17 protein-coding genes are annotated in these 15,727 nt (G+C 71.2%); 11 read left to right on the forward strand and 6 right to left on the reverse strand.

Annotation, left to right across the window (positions count from 1 at the left end):
- Nucleotides 1-72: 72 nt before the first annotated feature.
- From R2J75_RS07280 to R2J75_RS07310, 7 genes are all read left to right on the forward strand, one after another.
- Complete coding sequence (locus R2J75_RS07280) at nucleotides 73-1,194, forward strand: acyl-CoA dehydrogenase family protein (RefSeq protein ID WP_243333697.1); 1,122 nt, start codon at nucleotides 73-75, stop codon at nucleotides 1,192-1,194.
- Entirely contained in the window at nucleotides 1,182-3,062 is a 1,881-nt protein-coding gene (locus tag R2J75_RS07285; protein WP_316411425.1) for a non-ribosomal peptide synthetase, read from the forward strand. The genes R2J75_RS07280 and R2J75_RS07285 overlap by 13 nt, the downstream gene beginning before the upstream one ends.
- A 15-nt stretch (nucleotides 3,063-3,077) precedes the next feature.
- The gene (locus R2J75_RS07290) at nucleotides 3,078-3,752 is read left to right on the forward strand and encodes an acetyltransferase (protein ID WP_243333703.1); all 675 of its coding nucleotides are present in this window, start codon (nucleotides 3,078-3,080) and stop codon (nucleotides 3,750-3,752) included.
- A 2-nt stretch (nucleotides 3,753-3,754) separates the two neighbouring features.
- Nucleotides 3,755-4,462, forward strand: a complete 708-nt coding sequence (locus tag R2J75_RS07295; RefSeq protein ID WP_308220511.1) for a 4'-phosphopantetheinyl transferase family protein — start codon at nucleotides 3,755-3,757, stop codon at nucleotides 4,460-4,462.
- A gap of 38 nt (nucleotides 4,463-4,500) precedes the next feature.
- Nucleotides 4,501-4,800 (forward strand): hypothetical protein, encoded by a 300-nt coding sequence (locus R2J75_RS07300; protein ID WP_243333704.1) that lies wholly within the window; start codon nucleotides 4,501-4,503, stop codon nucleotides 4,798-4,800.
- Between the two features lie 61 nt (nucleotides 4,801-4,861).
- Nucleotides 4,862-5,485 (forward strand): YceH family protein, encoded by a 624-nt coding sequence (locus tag R2J75_RS07305; protein WP_316411426.1) that lies wholly within the window; start codon nucleotides 4,862-4,864, stop codon nucleotides 5,483-5,485.
- A 98-nt stretch (nucleotides 5,486-5,583) separates the two neighbouring features.
- Nucleotides 5,584-6,054 carry an OsmC family protein gene (locus R2J75_RS07310; protein ID WP_243333707.1) on the forward strand — a complete coding sequence of 157 codons (471 nt, stop codon included), beginning with the start codon at nucleotides 5,584-5,586 and terminating at the stop codon, nucleotides 6,052-6,054.
- Here R2J75_RS07310 and R2J75_RS07315 read toward each other — a convergent pair.
- Nucleotides 6,041-6,541 carry a hypothetical protein gene (locus R2J75_RS07315; RefSeq protein ID WP_316411427.1) on the reverse strand — a complete coding sequence of 167 codons (501 nt, stop codon included), beginning with the start codon at nucleotides 6,539-6,541 and terminating at the stop codon, nucleotides 6,041-6,043. The two genes, R2J75_RS07310 and R2J75_RS07315, sit on opposite strands and share 14 nt — an antisense overlap.
- Nucleotides 6,542-6,702: 161 nt before the next feature.
- Between R2J75_RS07315 and R2J75_RS07320 the strand changes: the two genes are divergently transcribed.
- On the forward strand, nucleotides 6,703-7,623 hold the full coding sequence (locus R2J75_RS07320) for a class I fructose-bisphosphate aldolase (protein ID WP_243333711.1): 921 nt from the start codon (nucleotides 6,703-6,705) through the stop codon (nucleotides 7,621-7,623).
- Nucleotides 7,624-7,710: 87 nt separating this feature from the next.
- Here the strand turns inward: R2J75_RS07320 and fbaA are convergent, their stop codons facing one another.
- The gene (fbaA, locus tag R2J75_RS07325) at nucleotides 7,711-8,757 is read right to left on the reverse strand and encodes a class II fructose-bisphosphate aldolase (RefSeq protein ID WP_394365912.1); all 1,047 of its coding nucleotides are present in this window, start codon (nucleotides 8,755-8,757) and stop codon (nucleotides 7,711-7,713) included.
- A 75-nt stretch (nucleotides 8,758-8,832) separates the two neighbouring features.
- Here fbaA and R2J75_RS07330 point away from each other — a divergent pair, with 75 nt between their 5' ends.
- Nucleotides 8,833-10,056 (forward strand): MFS transporter, encoded by a 1,224-nt coding sequence (locus tag R2J75_RS07330; protein WP_243333715.1) that lies wholly within the window; start codon nucleotides 8,833-8,835, stop codon nucleotides 10,054-10,056.
- 7 nt (nucleotides 10,057-10,063) lie between these two features.
- Here R2J75_RS07330 and R2J75_RS07335 read toward each other — a convergent pair whose 3' ends face one another.
- From R2J75_RS07335 to R2J75_RS07350, 4 genes are all read right to left on the reverse strand, one after another.
- A complete protein-coding gene (locus R2J75_RS07335) occupies nucleotides 10,064-10,792 on the reverse strand; it encodes an SDR family NAD(P)-dependent oxidoreductase (RefSeq protein WP_243333717.1) in 729 nt (242 codons plus the stop codon).
- Nucleotides 10,789-11,403 carry a DUF502 domain-containing protein gene (locus R2J75_RS07340; RefSeq protein ID WP_243333719.1) on the reverse strand — a complete coding sequence of 205 codons (615 nt, stop codon included), beginning with the start codon at nucleotides 11,401-11,403 and terminating at the stop codon, nucleotides 10,789-10,791. Before R2J75_RS07340 ends, R2J75_RS07335 begins: the two co-directional genes overlap by 4 nt.
- A gap of 7 nt (nucleotides 11,404-11,410) precedes the next feature.
- The gene (gene pgsA, locus R2J75_RS07345; RefSeq protein WP_243333721.1) at nucleotides 11,411-12,070 is read right to left on the reverse strand and encodes a CDP-diacylglycerol--glycerol-3-phosphate 3-phosphatidyltransferase; all 660 of its coding nucleotides are present in this window, start codon (nucleotides 12,068-12,070) and stop codon (nucleotides 11,411-11,413) included.
- A 91-nt stretch (nucleotides 12,071-12,161) separates the two neighbouring features.
- Complete coding sequence (locus R2J75_RS07350) at nucleotides 12,162-12,809, reverse strand: hypothetical protein (protein ID WP_316411428.1); 648 nt, start codon at nucleotides 12,807-12,809, stop codon at nucleotides 12,162-12,164.
- Nucleotides 12,810-12,827: 18 nt separating this feature from the next.
- On the opposite strand from R2J75_RS07350, the gene R2J75_RS07355 reads away from it, so the two are divergent.
- Together R2J75_RS07355 and speA are read left to right on the forward strand one after the other, a co-directional pair.
- Complete coding sequence (locus R2J75_RS07355) at nucleotides 12,828-13,757, forward strand: epoxyqueuosine reductase (RefSeq protein ID WP_316411429.1); 930 nt, start codon at nucleotides 12,828-12,830, stop codon at nucleotides 13,755-13,757.
- A gap of 75 nt (nucleotides 13,758-13,832) precedes the next feature.
- Nucleotides 13,833-15,725, forward strand: coding sequence for a biosynthetic arginine decarboxylase (gene speA / locus R2J75_RS07360; protein ID WP_243335443.1), 1,893 nt, complete (start codon nucleotides 13,833-13,835; stop codon nucleotides 15,723-15,725).
- Nucleotides 15,726-15,727: the final 2 nt, after the last annotated feature.

The following is a 15,727-nucleotide window of genomic DNA, read 5'->3' on the forward strand; positions in this document are numbered from 1 at the left end:
GCATGAGACACCCGGCATTCATGCTTCCACACCTCGCGCCGGCGCGCCGGCCCGGATGGAACGGGAGGCGCCATGGATGAAGAGCTGGTCCTCTTCCGGGACGCCGTCGCCAAGTTCATCCACAAGACCTTCGTTCCCTGCCAGGAGCGCTGGCGGGCGCAGCACCATCCCGACCCGGACGCCTGGCGCAAGGCCGGCGAGGCGGGTCTCCTCCTGGTGGACCTGCCGGAAGCCAGCGGGGGCGGCGGCGGGACCTTCCGCCACGAGGCCGTCGTCATCGAGGAACTGGCCCGGGCCTCCGTGAACTTCGCCAACTACATCCAGGACGGCGTGGCCCACTACCTCCACCAGTACGGCAGCGCCGAGCAGCAGGCGCGTTGGCTGCCCGATCTGGCCAGCGGCGCCCGGGTGGGGGCCATCGCCCTCACGGAACCCGGGGGCGGCTCGGACCTGCAGGGCCTGGCCACCTCCGCCCGCCGGGATGGGGACCAGTACGTCCTCAACGGGTCGAAGACGTTCATCACCAACGGCACGCTGATGAACCTCCTCGTGGTGGCCGTGCGGACGGATCCCGCCGTGCCCGCCCTGCGGGGCATCTCCCTCCTGGTCTTCGAAACGGACGGCCTGCCCGGCTTCCACAAGGGCCGCCCCCTGGAGAAGGTGGGCATGAACGGCCAGGACACCTGCGAGGCCTTCTTCGACGAGGTGCGCGTGCCCGCGTCGAGCCTGCTGGGCCCCCGGGAGGGCCAGGGTTTCGCCCAGATCATGGATCGCATGGTGTACGAGCGCCTCGCCATCGCGGTGGGGGCCGCGGCCGCCATGGAGCGAGCCATCGAACTGACTTCCGAGTATGTGAAGGAGCGGGGGGCCTACGGCGGCACCCTCATGGACCTGCAGAACACCCGGATGGTCCTGGCCGAGTGCGCCACCCGCGCCAAGCTCGGCCGCGTCTTCGTGGACGGCTGCATCGACCGCTACGTGGCGGGGAGGCTGGACCCGGTCACCGCGGCCCAGGCCAAGTACTGGCTCACGGAGAGCGAGTGCCTCGTCGCCGACGCCTGCGTCCAGCTCCACGGCGGATACGGCTACATGACCGAGTACGAGATCGCCCGCATCTGGGCCGACAGCCGGGTCCACCGGATCTACGGCGGGGCCAACGAGATCCTGAAGGAGATGATCGCGTGGTCCTTGTGAAGACCTCCCTGGCCGCCTTCAACGACACCGCCGCCGACTGGCCTTCGGACCGCACCATCGTGGACCTCTTCGAGGCCGCGGCGGCCGCGGATCCGGGGGCCGAGGCCATCCGCGCCGGGGAGCGCGCCCTGACCTTCGGCGAGCTCAACGCCCGCGCCAACCAGATCGCGTGGCAGCTCAAGTCGCTGGGAGCGAGGCCGGAGCGCGCCGTGGCCCTGAAGATGGAGCACTCCATCGAGGTGGTGTGCGCGATCCTGGGCATCCTGAAGTCCGGGTCGGCCTATGTCCCCATCGACCCCTCCAATCCGGCCCGCCGCGTGGAGGCCATCCTGGCCCGGATCGCGGAGACCCATCCCGGCGAGACCCCCCTGCTCGTGGCCGGGCAGGGCCAGGCCGCGGACCTGCCCAAGGGCCTGGCCCGGGTCGTGACCGTGTCGCCGGGCCTGCGCGGCCTGGACCTCTTCCGCCGGGAGAACCCGGCCCGCGCGGCGGGCCCGGAGAACCTGGCCTACGTCATCTACACCTCCGGCTCCACCGGCGAGCCCAAGGGCGTGATGATCGAGCACCGCAGCCTCGTGAACTACATCTGGTGGGCGAAGCGCTCCTACGTGCCCGCCAAGGGCATGGCCTGGCCCCTGTTCTCGTCCCTCGCCTTCGACCTGACCGTGACGACGGTCTTCACGCCGCTGGTGTCGGAAGGGCGCATCCTCGTCTACCACGACGCGGGCTGGTCCCACGGGACCCTCCTCCTCAAGGTGATCGAGGACCGCGCGGTGAACATCATGAAGCTCACCCCGGCCCACCTGGCGCTGGTCAAGGACATGGACCTGGCCGCCCTGGACCTGCGCGTCCTCGTGGTGGGCGGCGAGGACCTGAAGGCCGGGCTCGCCCGGGAGATCCTCGCCAAGGCCGGTCCCGGCGTGGCCATCTACAACGAGTACGGCCCCACCGAGGCCACCGTCGGGTGCATGATCCACCGCTACGACCCCGAGCTCGACACCGGCGTCTCCGTGCCCATCGGGACCCCCGCGGCGAACATGGCGGTCCTGCCCCTGGACGAGGCCTACCGGCCCGCGGGGCCCGGCGGGCAGGGCCAGCTCTTCCTGGCCGGGCCCGGCCTGGCCCGGGGCTACCTCAACCGGCCCGACCTCACCGCCCAGCGCTTCCTCGAGATCCCCGATCCCCGCGAAGGCCGGGAGGGGGAGCGCCTCCGCGTCTACGCCACCGGGGACCTGGCCCGCTGGGGCGAGGACGGGCGGCTCGTGTTCCTGGGGCGCGCCGACGCCCAGGTGAAGATCGGCGGGGCCCGCATCGAACTGGGCGAGATCGAGGCCCGCCTCCAGCAGCACCCGGCGGTCCGCCGCTGCGCCGTCGCGGTGGTCCGGCAGCCGGGCGCCGCCCCCGAGGACGGGGACGCCAATCGCCTGGCGGCCTACTACGAAGCGGAGACCCCCCTTGCCGCCGGGGAGCTGCGGGCCTTCCTGGCCGAAACCCTGCCGGCCTTCATGCTGCCGGCCCACTACCTCCACCTGGACCGCCTGCCCCTCACCACCAACGGCAAGCTGGACCAGGCCGCCCTTCCGGCCCCCGGCACGGACCGGCCCGAGGTCTCCGCCGGGTTCGTGGAACAGGCCAGCGAGACCGAGGCGCAGATCGCCGCCATCTGGAAGGACGCCCTCCGCCTCACCCAGATCGGCGTGCGCGACGACTTCTTCGAGCTGGGGGGGAAGTCCCTCCCGGCAATCCGCATCCTCATGCAGATCAACAAGCTGTTCGGAATCGAGGTGCCCGTGGCCGCCTTCTTCGCGCACCCGACGGTGGCGGAGCTGGCTGAACTGGTCGACCGGCTCCGGGCCGGCAAGGACTGAAACCCAGGAGCGCGCATGAGCAAGGTGATCATCTTCGGAAGCGGCGGCTGGGCCCAGTACCTGCATCATTGCCTGACCCACGATTCGCCCCACGAGGTCGTGGCCTTCACGGTCGACGGCGAGTACGTGAAGGAGCCCACCCTCCTGGGCCTGCCCGTCGTGCCCTTCGAGGACCTTCCGGCCCGCTTCCACCCGGAGACGCACCGCATGCTGGTGGGGCTGAGCTACCAGCAGATGAACCGCCTGCGCCAGGCCCGGTACGCCCAGGCCAAGGCCAAGGGCTACGAACTCATCTCGTACGTCAGCTCCCGCGCCGAGGTGGCGCCCGGCGTCGAGCTCGGCGACAACTGCCTCATCCTCGAGAAGGCCATCGTCCAGCCCTTCGTGAGGATCGGCGCCGACGTGACCGTGTGCGCCGCCGCCATCGTCGGCCACCACACCACCATCCGGGACCACGCCTTCGTGGCGCCCGCGGCGGTGCTCCTGGGCCTGGTGGGCATCGGGGAGCGCTGCCTCATCGGCGCCAACAGCACCGTGTACCAGGGCATCCAACTGGAGGAGGGCTGCCTCATCGGGATGGGCGTATGCGTGAACGAGAGCGCCAAGGCCGGCAGCGTCTTCATCCAGCCCTCCCCGGAGCAGATGCCCCAGACGAGCGACGAGCTGATCCCCTTCCTCCGCTGGTCCTGAGCGTGGCCCCCGGCGAGGTCCAGGTCCGCGCCGCCCTGTTCCGGGACCTGGAGCCCGCCCTGGCCCGCTACCAGGCCTGGCTCTCCCCCGCCGAGCGGGACCGGGCGGGGCGTTTCCGGAGGCCGGAGGACCGCCTCGCGTTCCAGCTGGGCCGCGGCTTCCTGCGGGCCCTCCTCGGGCGCGCCCTCGGCCAGGAGGCCTGGACCGGCGCCTTCGCGGCGGGTCCCGGGGGGCGCCCGGCCCTGCCCGGCGGGGCCGGGCGGGACCTGCGCTTCAGCCTCGCCCGGACCGGGTCGGCCGTGGCCTGCGCCCTGGCGGAAGGCCTGGAGGTGGGTCTGGACCTGGAATCCCCGGACCGGGGCCCGGATCCCACGGCCTGGGCCGCCGCCGCCCTGGGGCCGGCGGAGGCGGAGGCCTGGGGGACCCTGCCGGCGGCGGACCAGCCGGAGGCCCTCCTGCGCGCCTGGGTCGCCAAGGAGGCGGCCCTCAAGCTGGATGGCCGGGGCCTGGCCCTGGACCCCCGGAGCGCCCAGGCCGGTCCGGACTGTTGGCTCCAGGACACCTGCATCGTTAGCTTGCCTGACAGGGCGGCCTGGGTGCGGGGCTTCGCCTGGCAGGGGGCGCGGCTGGCGGTCGCCGCCTGGGCTCCTCCGGGCCGCCTGGACCTGCCCCCAGGTCCCGGGTTCCCTTGCGGGCGCGGACCCGCGTAGCATGGTGCGCGGGGCGCGCCCCGCAGGAGGCATTCGCGATGAGCTTCGATGGCATCTGGGACGTGACGGTGCAGTCCCCCATGGGTCCCAAGACCTTCCGCCTGGAGGTGAGCACCGACGGCGGCGCCGTGGCCGGCAAGGCCCACATGGACGGGAACGCCGCCCCCATCCTCGACCCGCGCGTGGCCGGGGACCATCTCCTCTGGGCCATCAAGCTGACCCAGCCCATGAACATCCGCCTGGAGTTCGACCTCGTCCGCGAGGGCGAGGGCCTCGCCGGGACCGCCAAGGCCGGCTTCATGACCCTGCCCGGGGTCCGGGGCGTCAAGGTCGGCTGAGGACGGCCGCACCGGCTGTCGCGGGGGAGGCCCCTGTGGGAGCATGGGGGTGGAGGACCGCATGACCGACGCCGCCCTGACCATTCCCGAGCAGCGGGTCCTGGGATGCCTGCTGGAGAAGGAGCTCAGCACCCCCGACGCCTACCCCCTCACCCTGAACGCCCTCGTCAACGCCTGCAACCAGCTCACCAACCGGGATCCCGTCCTGGCCCTGGACGAGGCCGCCGTCCTGGAGGCCCTGGAGGGGCTGAAGGACCGTCAAGCGGCCTGGTTGGTGGGAGGCGCCGGCAGCCGCGTCCCCAAGTACGCCCAGCGCCTCGCCGAGGCCCGGAACCTGTCGGTGCAGGAGTGCGCCATCCTCGCCGAACTCCTCCTGCGGGGCCCCCAGACCCCGGGTGAGCTGCGGGCCCGGTGCGCCCGCATGTACCCCTTCCCCGACCTGGCCGAAGTGGAGGCCGTGCTGGCCCTCATGCTGGAGGCGGAGGCCCCCCTCGTGGCGCGCCTGCCCCGGCAGCCCGGCACCAAGGAGACCCGCTTCGGCCACCTCCTGGGGGACCCCCTGCCGGCCGAAGCCCCGGCCCCGCCCCAGCCCCGGGGCCGCCTGGAGGAGGAGGTCGCCGTCCTCCGCGCCGAGCTGGCCGCGCTCCGCGCCGAGTTCGAGGCCTTCCGCCGGCAGTTCGAGTAGCCCGGCCCCACGGATTCGGGCGGGACGGCTGGAAGGACGGGCTTCCGCGGCCTATATTCCCTGCATCCGGTGACCGGCCGGACCGCTGGGGAGGGACCGTGATCAAGCACGAGGTCGAGATCAGCTGGAGCCGGGGGGACGCGCCGTTCACGGACGCCAAGTACAGCCGCGCCCACCGGTGGGTCTTCGACGGCGGGGCCGTCGTGATGGCCACCTCCTCCCCGTCCGTGGTGCCCCTCCCGTACTCGGACCCGGTGTTCGTGGATCCGGAGGAGGCCCTGGTGGCCGCGGCCTCCAGCTGCCACATGCTCTGGTTCCTCTCCATCGCCGCCGGCCGCGGGTTCACGGTGGACAGCTACGAGGACCGGGCCGTGGGCTACATGGGCCGGAACGGGGAAGGGCGCATCGCCATGGTCCGCATCGCCCTCCACCCCTGCATCCGCTTCGCCGGGGAGGGGCCGGACGAGGCCCAGGTGCAGGAAATGCACGAGGCCTCCCACGACTGCTGCATGATCGCCAACTCCCTCCGCACGGAGGTCAAGGTGGAGGCGCCCTTCAAGCGACCTTGAACTTCCGGCCGATCCAGGTGCGGGCCAGGGGGGCCTGGAGCCGCCCGGCCCGCAGGTCCCCCACCGCGAAGAGGGCCAGGTCCGCGACCGGGGTCGCCGCGTCCAGGGTCCCGTCGAGCAGGAGGGCCTCCAGGGCCGCCTTGGGGTGGGCCCGCCAGCCGTCCTCCGCGCGCACGAGGACGTGGGTGGCCGGGTCCACGGGGGCGAGGCCGGTTTCGGCCAGGAGGCCGCGCACCCGGCGGAACATGCCGTCGATGGCGCAGCCCGAGGGGTTGGACGCCATGTCCGGCTCGGCGATGGCCAGGATCTGCCCCTCGAGGAGGGTCCACCGGCCGGCGTAGGCGTGGCCCTTGTGGCGCCACTGGCCCATCAGCGCGTCCAGGCCGGCCGCGAGGGCCGCGCGGGCCCCGGCGCCGGGGGCCGCCTCCAGGCCCAGCAGCCAGAGCCGGGCGTCGTCGGGGAGTTCGGGGAAGATGTCGGGGTGCATGATCGGCCTCGATCCGATTCTAGCCGAGATTGAGTCCGGCCGTCAGGGGTCCGAGGTCGGAATACAGGAAACGGAAATGCAGCATTCCCAGGGCTTGAGGTCCGACCCCCCCGGGGGGGCCGCCCTGGGGTACCATGGGGCAACCCTTCGAGGAGGCTCCCATGACCGCTCGGGTCAAAGAAATCCTGTCGTGGTACGGCTCGGACAATCCCGGCGTGAAGGCCAACCTCGCGCGCCTGATGAACACCGGACGGCTCGCGGGGACTGGCAAGTTCGTCATCCTGCCCGTGGACCAGGGCTTCGAGCACGGTCCCGCCCGCAGCTTCGCGCCCAACCCGGCGGGGTACGACCCCCGCTACCACGTGGAGCTGGCCATCGAGGCCGGCTGCAACGCCTACGCGGCCCCCCTGGGCTTCCTGGAGGCGGTGGCCGGGGACTACGCGGGCGACATCCCCCTCATCCTCAAGCTGAACAACAGCGACAGCCTCTCGAAGCTGCCCGAGCCCTGCTCCGCCGTCACGGGGAGCGTGGAGGACGCCCTCCGCCTGGGCTGCGCCGCCATCGGCTACACCATCTACCCCGGCAGCGGCGACCGGAACGCCCAGCTCGAGGCCCTCCGGGAGCTGATCCTCGAGGCCAAGGCCGTGGGCCTCCCCACCGTCGTCTGGTCCTACCCGCGGGGCGGGGGCGTCTCCAAGGAGGGCGAGACGGCCCTCGACGTGGTGGCCTACGCCGCGCAGGAGGCCGCCCAGCTCGGCGCCCACATCATCAAGGTCAAGCCCCCCAAGGCCTTCCTGGAGCAGGCCGAGGCCAAGAAGGTCTACGAGAAGCACGGCGTCCCCATGGACACCCTGGCGGACCGCATCCGCCACGTCGTCCAGGCCGCCTTCAACGGGCGGCGCATCGTCATCTTCTCCGGCGGCGAGGCCAAGGGCACCGAGGAGGTGCTGGCCGAGGTGCGGGAGATCGCCAAGGGCGGCGGCTTCGGTTCCATCATGGGCCGCAACGCCTTCCAGCGCCCCAAGGCCCAGGCCCTGGAGCTGCTGGCGGCCGTCATGGAGATCCACGCCGCCGCGCGCTGAGCGGGAGGGAACCGGAACCCCCGGACGGGAACGGGCCGATGCATGCGCCGGCATGCATCGGCCCGTGCGCCGGGGTCCCGGGGCGGACTACGCGATCGTGCCGAGGGTGCGGCCCGCGCTGCGGAGGTCCTGGCAGGTGCGGATGACCCGGTCGGCCATGCTCTGCTCGGCCTTCTTCATGTAGGGGCGGGGGTCGTAGGCCTTCTTGTCGCCCACCTCGCCGTCCACCTTGAGGACGCCGTCGTAGTTCTTGAACATGTGGTGGGCGATGGCGCGGGTGAACGCGTACTGGGTGTCGGTGTCGACGTTCATCTTCACGACGCCGTAGTCCAGGGTGGCGTGGATCTCCTCGAGGCTGGAGCCGGAGCCGCCGTGGAACACGAGGCGGGTGCGGGCGCCGCCGCAGGCCTTGGCGATGGCCTCCTGGCCCTCCTTCAGGATCTCGGGCTTCAGCACGACGTTGCCCGGCTTGTAGACGCCATGGACGTTGCCGAAGGTGGCGGCCAGGAGGTAGGGCCCGATGGGGCCCAGGGCCTTGTGGACGGCCACCATGTCCTCGGGCGTGGTGTAGAGCTTGTCCTTGGGCGTGCCGCTGGTGTCGTGGCCGTCCTCCTCGCCGCCGACGACGCCCGTCTCGACCTCGAGGACGATCTCGCTCTTGGCGCAGCGGGTGAGGAGCTCGACGGAGCGCTTGATGTTCTCGTCCAGGGGCAGCTCGGAACCGTCGAACATGTGGGCGTTGAAGAGGTTGCCCTGGCCCGCGGCGCGGCGGCGCTCGGTCTCGGCGATGAGGGGGAGCACGAAGGTGTCGAGGTACTTGGGGTGGCAGTGGTCCGTGTGGAGGGCCACGTTCACCTCGTAGTGCTGGGCCATGTAGTGCACGTACTGGGCCAGCGCGATGGCGCCCTTGGCCATCTCCTTCACGCCCAGGCCGGACATGAACTCGGCCCCGCCCGTGGACACCTGGATGATGCCGTCGGCCTTGGCGGTCTTGAGGCCCAGGAGCACGGCGTTGGCGGTCTCGGTGGAGGTGACGTTGAAGGCGCCGAAGGCGTACTTCCCTTCCTGGGCCTTCTCGAGCATGGTGCGGTATTGGGCGGGTGTGACGACCGGCATCTGGAACCTCGTTGCTATGCGTCCCCCAGTTTGACACCGGCGGCGCCTCCCGGGCAACGAGGGCTATGATTGATTCAGGAGGCATGCGCTGCCATGACGCGGAAGACCGGTTTCCTGGATGTGCTGAACCTGACCGTGCTGGTGGCGGCCCTGGGGTACTTCGTCGACATGTTCGACCTGCTCCTCTTCCCCATCGTCCGTCAGCCCAGCCTCCTGGCCATGGGCGTGACCGGCCCGCGCCAGATCGAGGTGGGCGCCCTCCTCCTGAACTGGCAGATGGGCGGCATGCTCCTGGGCGGCATCCTCTGGGGGATCCTCGGCGACAAGAAGGGACGGCTCTCCACGCTCTTCGGCAGCATCGCCCTCTACTCCGTCGCCAACGTGGCCAACGCCTTCGTGGGCGGCATCCCCGCATACGCCGCCTGCCGCTTCCTGGCGGGCCTGGGCCTGGCCGGGGAACTGGGCGCCGCCGTGACCCTCGTCTCAGAGAGCATGCCCCGCGAGAGCCGCGGCTACGGCACGGCCCTCGTCGCCGCGGTGGGCATGGCGGGCACCGTCACCGCCGCCCTCACGGGCCGCTACCTTCCGTGGCGCGCGGCGTACCTCGTGGGCGGCGGCCTCGGCGTCCTGCTCCTCTTCCTCCGGGTGGGCATCCGCGAGAGCTTCATCTTCGCCCGGACCCACGAGAGCGGCGTGCGGAGGGGGGACTTCCTCAGCCTCTTCACGGACGGCGGCCGCCTGACGCGCTACGTGCGCTGCATCCTCATCGGCCTGCCCATGTGGTTCATCGTCGGCATCCTCATCATCTTCATGCCCGAGTTCGGCGGGCCCCTCCGGTTCTCGGGCCACCCCAGCCCCGCGGTCGCGGTGGCCTTCTGCTACGGCGGGATCACGGTGGGCAGCGTCCTTTCGGGCTTCCTCAGCCAGTGGTGGGGGACGCGCACCAAGGTGGTCGGCGTGTTCATGGCGGCGGCCCTCCTGGGCACCGCGGCCTTCCTCCTGGGGCGCGGCATGGGCGCGGCGGGGCTCTACGCCCTGGCCCTCTGGCTCGGCCTGGCCTGCGGCTACTGGGCCGTCTTCGTCACGGTCGCGGCCGAGCAGTTCGGCACGAATCTCCGGGCCACGGTGGCCACCACGGTGCCCAATTTCGTCCGGGGCGCCGTCGTCCTCATCACCAACGGGTTCATCCTGCTGAAGGCCCCCCTGGGGCTGCTGGGTTCGGCCTGGACCGTGGGCCTGGCCACCTTCGGGCTCGCCGCCTGGGCCCTCTCGGGCCTGGAGGACACCCACGGCCGGGACCTCGACTTCGTGGAGTAGGGCCCGCTCAGAAGACCGCGGTGGCGCCGCCGTCCACGGGGATGACGGTGCCCGTGGTCCAGCGGCTGCCGTCGCCGAGGAGGTGCTCCGCGAGGGCGGCGATCTCCTCCCCCGTGCCCATGCGGCGCATGGGGTTGACGGCGGAGAGGGCCTCCAGGGCCGCGGCGGGGTCGGGGGAGCCGGCGATCCGCGCGTCCACCATGGCGGTCCGCACCGGCCCGGGCGCGATGGCGTTGACGCGGATGCCCCGGGGGGCCCATTCCAGGGCCAGCACCTGGGCGAGCATGTGGACCCCCGCCTTGGCGACGCAGTAGGCGGCGCTGTCCGGGATGGCCCGGATGCCGATGTTGGAGCCCAGCAGGACGACGGAGGCGCCCGGGGCCAGGCGCGGCCCCAGATGGTGGCACATGAGCCAGGGCCCCTTGAGGTTGGCGGCGATCATGGCGTCGAAGGTGGCCTCCGGCGAGCCTTCCACGCTGCCCGTGGCCAGGGCGCCGGCGCAGAGCACGAGGCCGTCCAGGGCGGGGCAGGCGGCGGCCAGGGCCGCCACCGCCGCGTCGTCCGCGTGGTCCAGGGGCCGGATGTCGGCGACGGGCCAGGTGGCCTCCAGGGGCTCCCGCCGGCGGCCCACGAGGATCAGGTCCGCGCCCAGCGCCCCCAGGCGCCGCGCGCAGTCCCTGCCCAGGCCGGAACCCGCGCCCGAGACGAGGACGCGCCGGCCCGCGAAGGGCTTCACGGCTGCTTGCCGGCGGGCGTGACGACGCCGCCCGAGACCGCCCAGGTCAGGGCCTGGTCGGGGGTGACTTCCGTGGGACGGATGCGGGAGGCCGGGACCATCACGACGTAGCCGGAGGTCGGGTTGGGGGCCGTGGGGATGTAGACGGCCACGAGGGCCTCGGCGTCCTCGCCGCGGGTCCAGGCGCAGTCCCGGTTGGCGACGAAGGCCAGGGTCCAGGAGCCCTCCCGGGGCCATTCCACCAGGACCACCTCCTTGAAGGAGCCGCCCTGGCCGTTCTGGATGGCGCTCATGAGCTGCTTGGTGGCGCCGTAGATGCCCTTGACCAGCGGCACGTGCATGACGATGTCGTCCAGCCAGCCCAGGATCTGGCGGCCCACGAAGTTGCCCACGAGGGCCCCCGCCAGGAACAGCAGGCACAGGGTGGCCGCCGCGGAGATGAGGGCGAGGCCCCAGGCCGGGGGGACCGGCATGTGGAGCAGGGAGGCCATCCAGGCCGCCGGGGCCCGGAACACGTCCACCAGCGTCGTGAAGATGGCCCGCAGGATCCAGAAGGTCACCACGGAGGGGAGCAGCGTGACGAACCCGGCGATGAGGTACTTCCTGATCATCGCGGCCTCACTTGTCCTTGAGGGCGGCGCCCTCGGTGCGGCCCAGGCGGCCCTGGCCGGTCATGATGCCGGGGCCCAGCACGTGCCAGAAGCGGCGGAAGTAGGTGACCGCGCTCCAGATCGCCAGGATCATGGCGACCCAGAGGAGCAGGACGCCCATGCCCCAGAAGAAGCTGAAGGGCCGGGGGAAGCTGATGAAGTGCCGGAAGATGCCCAGTCCGGTCCACTGGTAGAGCCAGAGGTCGAGCTTGGGCCCGAGGAGGAGACAGGAGATGGAGGCGATCTGGGCCCCGAGCTTCCACTTGCCGAGGCGCTCCGCGGCGATGGTGATGCCTTCCTCGCTGGCGATGCCGCGCAGGCCGGTCACGGCCATCTCCCGCCCCAGGATGATGAAGGTCATCCAGGCCGGGGCCATGTCCAGCTCCACCAGGCTGATGAGGGCGCCCGAGATGAGAAGCTTATCGGCCAGGGGATCCAGGAGCTTGCCCAGGGTGGTCACCTGCTTCCACTTGCGGGCCAGGTAGCCATCCAGTAGATCGGTCAGGCTGGCCGCCCAGAACACAAGCACACCGATGATTTCGTGGTTGGTGACCCGGGTCAGGAGCACCACCACGAGGATGGGCACCATGAGGATCCGGGCGAGCGTCAGGTAGTTGGGTACGGTCATGGGTCAGCGGGTCTTTCGGCGGTTCGAACCAGGTCGGATTCCAGTCTACCCGCTTCGCGGCCCATTCCGGCAGGGGACCCCGCCTCCCGGATCACAGGAGGGTCAGTTCGCCCCGGGCGGCGAGGCGCTGCCAGAGGCTGTCCTCCAGCACCTCGAAGGCCCCCTCGGGGCCGTCGGGGAAGAGGAGGCTCGCCCGGGAGACCCGCACGGGCACGCCCCGGTCCCGGAGGTCCCGCAGCGCGGCGAGGGCCTCGGGATCCTCCAGGAGCTGGGTGGCCTCCAGGGCGAGGCCGACCCAGGGGATGTCCGGCCCGGCCTCCCGGAGGAGGCCCAGCAGGAGGCGCCGGCCCAGGCCGCCCTGGGCGGACCCCAGGGCGGGCCGGGTCAGGAGGAGGGGGCGGGGCGCCGGGGCCGCGGGCCGGGCCTGGGGCACCGGGACGGGCGGCGCCGGGGCTGGCCGCGGCGCGGGCGGGCGCGCCGGGGCCGCCTCCGCCGGGGGCGGGGCGGGGGCCGGCGCCAGCCGGGGGGCGGTGTCGACGCGCCACCGGCCCTGCTCCCGCTGGACGGTGGTGATCCGGCCCGCGCGGTCCAGGAAGCGCTGGACGTTGTGGAGGAGCATCTCGTCGCCGTTCGTCAGGATCCGAAGGGGCAGGCCGGGGTGCGCCTCCAGCACCCGGGCGATCTCCCGCAGGGCCTCGGAGACGGTGACTTCGACGAGCTCCAGCGTCAAGATGTCCATGCAAGGAGTCTAAGGCCTTTGGACGCGGAAACCCCGGAAAGCTTCAGGGAATGGCTGAGGGCGGAGGCCCTGGCCCGGGGCTTCGCCCGGGTGGGGTTCGCCGATTGCGCGCCCTTCGGCCGGGAAGGGCTGGACGCCTGGTTTGCCGAGGGCCGGGGCGAGCCCTTCCCCTGGCTGAAGGCCGAGGACCTGGCCGACCCCAGCCGCGTCCTGGAGGGGGCGCGCACGGCCCTCGTGGGATTCTTCCCCTACGCGCGGCCGGAGGCCGTGCCCGGGGCGGTCCCGGGGACCCTCAAGCTGAGCCGCTACCTCTGGGGGAAGGACTACCACATGATCCTGAAGCCCCGCCTCACCCGGCTCCTGGAGGCCGCCCAGGCCCGCCGTCCCGGCCTGAGGGGCCGGGTCTGCGTGGACACCGCCCCGGTCCTGGAACGCCAGCTGGCGGTCCGGGCCGGCCTGGGGTGGCAGGGCAAGCACACCCTCCTCATCGCGGGCAGGGACGGCTCCTGGGGCTTCCTGGGCGTGCTCCTCCTGGACGCGGACCTGCCCCCGGACCGGCCCTTCCCGGGGGACCGCTGCGGGACCTGCACCCGGTGCATCGAGGCCTGCCCCACCGGGGCCATCGCCCCGTTCCGGATGGACCCCCGGCTCTGCATGACCACGTACACCGTCGAGACCGAGGCGGAGCCTCCGGCCCCCGTCGCGCGGGCCCTGGCCGCCACGGGCTGGGCCGCGGGGTGCGACATCTGCCAGGAGGCCTGCCCCTGGAACCGGGCGCCGGTCTGGGGCGATCCCGGCCTCTGGGGCGGGCCGAGCCCCCTCCACGGCCTGCCGGAGGCCGAGGCCTCCCTGGGGTGCGGCAGGTGGCAGTCCCTGACGCGGAGAACCGCTCTCAGGCGGGTCCGCCACCGGCACTGGCTGGCCACTGTGGCCCGGATCCGCGGCTGACCCCTTTTACTGGTTTAACAGCGGGGCTTTTTTCTATAACGTTTCACGAGGGGAGACCCGCCGGAGACGACCTAGATGGCGATCAAGAATTTCACGGTCCAGGACGCGATGGCGATCTATGGCGTCAAGGAATGGGGCTATGGATTCTTCAGCGTGAACAGCAAGGGCCATCTCGAGGTTCATCCCACCCGGGACGAGAACCTGTCCTGCGACGTGCACGAGATCGTCCAGCATCTCCGCAAGAAGGGCGTCCACACGCCCCTGATCCTCCGCTTCCCCCAGATCCTCGCCGCCCGCGTCACCGAGATCAACGAGGCCTTCCACAAGGCCATGCGCGAGTACGACTACGCCGGCACCTACCAGGGCGTCTACCCGGTCAAGACCAACCAGATGAAGGAGGTGGTCGACCAGGTGGTGAAGGCGGGCTACAAGTACCGCTACGGCCTGGAGGCGGGCTCCAAGCCCGAGCTCATGATCGCCCTGAGCATGAACCTGCACCCCGACGCGCTGGTGACCTGCAACGGGTACAAGGACGAGACCTTCATCCGCATGGCCCTCCTGGCGAAGAAGGCCGGCCGCAACGTCCTCATCACCGTCGAGAAGATGACCGAGCTCCCGATGATCCTCAAGGTCGCCAAGGAGCTGAAGGTCGAGCCCATGCTCGGGCTGCGGTTCAAGCTCAACGCCATGGGCAGCGGCAAGTGGGAGAGCTCCGCGGGCGACCACGCCAAGTTCGGCCTGAACACGCAGGAGCTGCTCGAGGCCGTGGAGACCCTCGAACGGCGGGGCCTCCTCGAGAGCATCGTGGAGCTGCACTTCCACATCGGCAGCCAGATCACCGACATCCGCAAGGTCAAGGTGGCCATGAAGGAGGCCACCCGCATGTACGCCAAGCTCTACAAGCGCGGCGTCCCGCTCAAGTACCTGAACGTCGGCGGCGGCCTCGGCGTGGACTACGACGGCAGCCGGACCACGTTCAGCTCCTCCATGAACTACACGGTGGAGGAGTACGCCTCCGACGTGGTGTACACCACCCAGGACGTGTGCGCGCAGGAGCAGGTTCCCGTCCCGAACCTCCTGTCCGAGTCCGGACGGGCGGTGTCGGCGTTCCACGAGATCGTCGTCGTGGACGTCATCGGCCTCATCGACACCACGCACACCAAGTACCGGGTGGAGCTCACGGGGAACGAGCCCCAGGTCCTCAAGGAGCTCGCCTACACCCGCGACAACCTCTCCGTGAAGAACTTCGCGGAGATGTACCACGACGCCATCACCCAGAAGGACGAGCTCATCACCCTCTTCAACCTCGGCTACCTGAGCCTGGACGACCGGGCCAAGGGCGAGATCCTCTTCTGGGAAGTCTGCCGCAAGCTGAGCCGGATCTTCAGCTACAAGAGCCTGAAGTACATCCCCGAGGAGTTCCAGGACCTGAGCAAGTCCCTGGCCGACAAGCTCATCGCCAACTTCAGCCTCTTCCAGTCCATGCCCGACCACTGGGCCATCGACCAGCTGTTCCCCGTGATGCCCATCCATCGCCTCAAGGAGCGGCCCGCCATCTCGGCCACCCTCTGCGACATCACCTGCGACAGCGACGGCAAGATGGAGAAGTTCATCGACCTCAAGGACGTGCGGGACGAGATCCCCCTCCACGAGCCCCGGAGCGGCGAGCCCTACTACCTGGCCTTCTTCCTCACCGGGGCCTACCAGGACATCCTGGGCATGCGCCACAACCTCTTCGGCTCGCCCACCGAGGCCCACGTGGTCGTGAACGAGGACGAGGACTTCAAGATCCAGCAGATCATCCCCGGCGAGACGATGGACAACGTGCTCCGCAGCGTGCACTACGATCCCGACGAGCTGGTGGAGGGCCCCACCCGCCGGCGCCAGGGCAAGACCGACGCCAGCGAGGCCCTCAAGGCCCTCCTCACCCAGCAGCGGAGCCTCACGACCTATCTCGAGATGCCCTGAGC

It is taken from the genome of Mesoterricola sediminis (genome assembly GCF_030295425.1).
In the GTDB taxonomy this organism is placed as follows: domain Bacteria; phylum Acidobacteriota; class Holophagae; order Holophagales; family Holophagaceae; genus Mesoterricola; species Mesoterricola sediminis.